At 63.8% G+C, this 4,117-nt stretch carries 2 protein-coding genes; one reads left to right on the forward strand and one right to left on the reverse strand.

The genetic code is table 11. The features are described 5' to 3' along the window. Nucleotides 1-355 precede the first annotated feature (355 nt). Complete coding sequence (locus K8V11_RS00835; RefSeq protein WP_303910314.1) at nucleotides 356-3,661, forward strand: AAA family ATPase; 3,306 nt, start codon at nucleotides 356-358, stop codon at nucleotides 3,659-3,661. 186 nt (nucleotides 3,662-3,847) lie between these two features. Here the strand turns inward: K8V11_RS00835 and K8V11_RS00840 are convergent. Continuing rightward, the coding region (locus K8V11_RS00840; RefSeq protein ID WP_303910315.1) for a UDP-galactopyranose mutase at nucleotides 3,848-4,117 on the reverse strand (270 nt) is incomplete at its 5' end.

Here is a 4,117-nt window from a genome sequence, read left to right on the forward strand (position 1 = left end):
GAGGCCTGGGCGAAGCAGGGCTTCGAGATCGGCCGCCTCGGCGCGCCGACCACCACCCAGGCCCCGAACTGGGGCGCCGACCGCGCCGATTTCCAGGGCGGCAGCATCACCCGCGACGGCGTCACCCGCGCCGTCAACGTCGCCTACGCCTAAGGGGCGGCGGAACGAAAAGGAGCTTTACGACGCCCCGCGTGAACGCCGGGACGTCGTAAAGCTCCTTTGTCCTGCACGGACCAGGGGCCGAAACCCCCGCGCCCGCTTCCGAACGCACATTCACACCGTTGTCCTCGCAATCCTCCGCGCATGGGAAGATGAAGCGGATACGAAACGATCGTGGATCAGAAAGTGACGCTCCGTGACCTCCGTCCAGCCCAGTGCCAGTCCCCGGATACATCTGACCGAGGAATTCAATGACGCTCTCGCAAGGATGCGGCGCGGCGAGAACGTGATGATCACCGGAAAGGCCGGCACCGGTAAGTCAACGCTGCTCCGGCTCTATCTGGAAGAGGCGGACAAGGGTGAAGTCCTGGTTACCGCCCCGACCGGAGTCGCGGCACTCAACGTCGGCGGTTTCACCATTCACCGCGCCTTCGGTTTCAGACCGGGCATGTACCCGGACGACATTCAGCCCGGCGGAAGATGGTACGGACCCAGCCCTGTTCTCAGCACCGCGAAAGTCCTGGTCATCGACGAAATTTCTATGGTCAGGGCAGACCTCTTCGACATGATGGACATCGCAATGCGCCGGGCTCGCGAGGTCAACCTGCCATTCGGCGGAATTCAGCTCATTCTCGTCGGAGATTTGCTCCAGCTGCCGCCCGTGGTCACCGATACCGAACGCGAAATCTTCCGCACGCGGTGGGAAACGCCCTTCTTCTTTTCCGCCGACGTGTACCAGCGACTGAAACTCCAGGAAATCACGCTGACGACGGTGTGGCGCCAATCGAACGAGGACTTCATCGAGATCCTCAATGAAGTACGCGAAGGGTCCATCGGCGAAGGCGCCCGCGAGTTGCTCAACAGTCGAGTCGAACCCGATTTTGTGCCGCCCAAAGACTGGGTCACGCTGGCCTCGTTCAACCGGCGCGTCGCGAAAATCAATGCCGATCATCTTGCCGAATTGCCCGGCAAGGAGTTCGTCTCGCATGCGCAGTACCGAAACAGCGCGGACTCCAACTCATTCAACGGAGCCGACGAGCTTCGCTACAAGGTCGGGGCACGTGTGATGACCGTGATCAACGACCCCGGACGCGCATTCGTCAACGGCAGCTTCGGTGAGATCGTCGAGGCCACCGAGGAGATCATCACTGTCCGCATCGACGCCACCGGTCTGCTCGTCAAGCTCAAGAAGCACCTGTGGCTGGTGAACCAGCCAACGGTCAACAACGGCAAACTCAGCGGCGAAACTGTCGGCTCCGTTCTGCAGTTCCCGGTGATCCTGGCCTGGGCTATCACCATCCACAAGTCCCAGGGTAAGACGATCCCGAAGCTGTACATCGATCTTTCCGGCGGCACGGCGGTGGAGGGCCAGTTCTACGTGGCGCTGTCCCGTGCCGTCGACCTGGATAACCTTCGCTTCAGCGCCCCGGTGGAGCCACGACATATCCGGGCCAGCAACACGCTGGTCCGAAGAATTCGGCGCGCGACTACTACGGTCAACGAGATCAGCCGATTCACCGCGCTGTCCGTTGAAGGGGTCGACTTCGGTTTGAGCGAGCACGTTGCCCGCATCCATGCCGTCATCGTCGAGAACGACAAGGTGGTCGCGGATTTCGGAACGTGGATCAACCCCGCGGCCGACCTTGGAGACTTCGGTCGACGCAACGGCATCCCGGCCGGCGGTCTGGCATGTGCGCCGACGCTGGCCGACTTCTGGCCATTGCTGCTGCGCCAAGCATCGGGTTCCACGGTCGTCGGCGACGGGCTGATGATGTTGGAACGAGCCGTCCGGCACCAGCAGAAGGGCCTGGAGCTGGCTCTGGGATTGGGGCACGACATCTCCGAACTTGAGCTCCGGATCGATGGAGCCGATCCCGTCACCCGGGCACACGAGATTGCCGATGCCTTCTTGGCAGGGAATCTGACCATCAAACACGGTCAGCCGGTGCCCGAGACCAGCCGTCATGCCGAGGGCGCCGTGTTCATCCCGGCGTGGGCGCCGGAATCGCCCATGGTCCTCGATCCCTCCCGGTCCACGGAATCCGACATCGCATGGGCATCCCTGTCCGGCGGGCAGTTCAACCCGTGGGACGTCGATGAGGTGCAAGAATGCATCGAATTGTTGGGCGCGTGGGCCACTTCCCGCGGCATGTGGACCTCTGAAATGCGCGACGACATCCTCGCACGTGCACGACGCCGCTTGCCCGCCGACTACACGGCGCCGCCGCTGGTGGAAGCGAGCACCGATCCCGCCACGGTTCTTTACTCCGGAACACGGATCGCATTCACCGGCCGTAACAATCTCCTGGGTGGCCCCGCAGACGACGATCGTCTCAACTCCATTTGCGAGTCCAGGGGTCTGGTGTACAAGAAGGCCGTATCGAAGACGAGGTGCGACGTCTTGGTCGCGAGCGACGTCGCCTCAATGTCGAGGAAAGCCCAGGCAGCCCGCGAGTTCGCCAAACCAATCATCTCGCAGGACGAGTTTGAACGCTGGTACGACGAGAACCCGCAGGGTGCTCCGTCCGCTCCGGAACCGGCTGCCTCGCCGACGCCTCGACAGGAGGCCAAAACCGCGGCGAAGCTCCCGGCGGAAAGCCGGCCCAAGCCCACGACCAAGCACGCGGACCAATCCCCCACGAGCCCGACGGGGAAATCCGACGCCGAAAGGGCTTTCTCGGAACCGCAGGCCCGTCTCGTATCTCCCGATGAGGCACTCGGCGAGGGGACGCGCGTCGCGTTCCGTGGCTCGACGTACATTTTCGGCAAGCTCTACCCCCATGGTCCGGCGCTGGAGCAACTGTGCGCGTCCCTGAAACTCGAATACAAGCAGGCGGTCACCAAAACCCGTTGCGATGTGCTCGTCACCGACGACTACCTGGCCCGTGACGGCAAGTCCGGGCTGGCGTGGCGCTACGGCAAACCCGTGATCACCGCCGAAGAGTTCCGACGATGGGCCGAAGGCCGTCTTTCCGACACGTCCGAAGAGGTTGCCGCCCTAACGGCGGAGCCGGAGGTGGTCGATGAGAACGAGGCCGCACCCGCCGACGTCTCGATGCCCCTCACTCCTCCGACCGCACCGATCGAGCCCCAACTCGAATCCAACTCCCAGCAGTCCGCCCCGGAGTTTGAGTCCGCATCGGACTGGCCGGCGTACGACCGGCCGTTCGACCACATCCCACCGACTTTCGTTCAACCCGGTCCACCTGCACCGCAACCGTCCCCGGTCCCCGTTCCCGCCCCTGGTCCAATGCTGTTCGACGACGGCCCGGGATCGAGGCCGTCGGAATCCACCGCTCCGAAGAAGAAGTCGACGGTCGCCAAGCTGGCGAAGATCTTCGGCATCACCTTCGGCGTCGTCACCGTGGTGTTATTCGTGCTCGCCGGTGCGGGGGCGTCCGATGCCGTGGCCATGCCCGTGGCTTTCGCCTGGTTGCTTACTCTTCCGCTGGCCGTGTTCTTCGGTATCGCCAGATTGATCGAGAAGCTGCGTTCGAAATAAGAGCCGTCTGACCTTCGGCGTCACCCGCGCCGTCAACGTCGCCTTCGCCTAAGCGGCGGCGGAACGAAAAGGAGCTTTACGACGGCCCGCGTGAACGCCGGGACGTCGTAAAGCTCCTTTGTCCTGCACGGACCAGGGGCCGAAACCCCCGCGCCCGCGGGAAAACCGCCCGCGGGAAAGCCGTGCCTAGTGGCCGCGCTCCTGCTCGAGCGCCGCGCCCTCGGTGAAGTAGGGCACCAGCTTGTTGTCCACCATGGTCAGCGCCGACGCGATGGCCATGTGCATGTCCAGGTACTGGTAGGTGCCCAGGCGGCCACCGAAGAGGACCTTGTTGTCGCGGGCCTCGGCGGCCGCGCGCTCGCGGTACTTGGCCAGCATGTCGCGGTCGTCCGGCGTGTTGATGGGGTAGTACGGCTCGTCGTCGCCCTCCGCGAAGCGCGAGTACTCCTTCATGAT

Source organism: Dietzia timorensis, assembly GCF_020742175.1.
Taxonomy (GTDB): Bacteria; Actinomycetota; Actinomycetes; order Mycobacteriales; family Mycobacteriaceae; genus Dietzia; species Dietzia timorensis_A.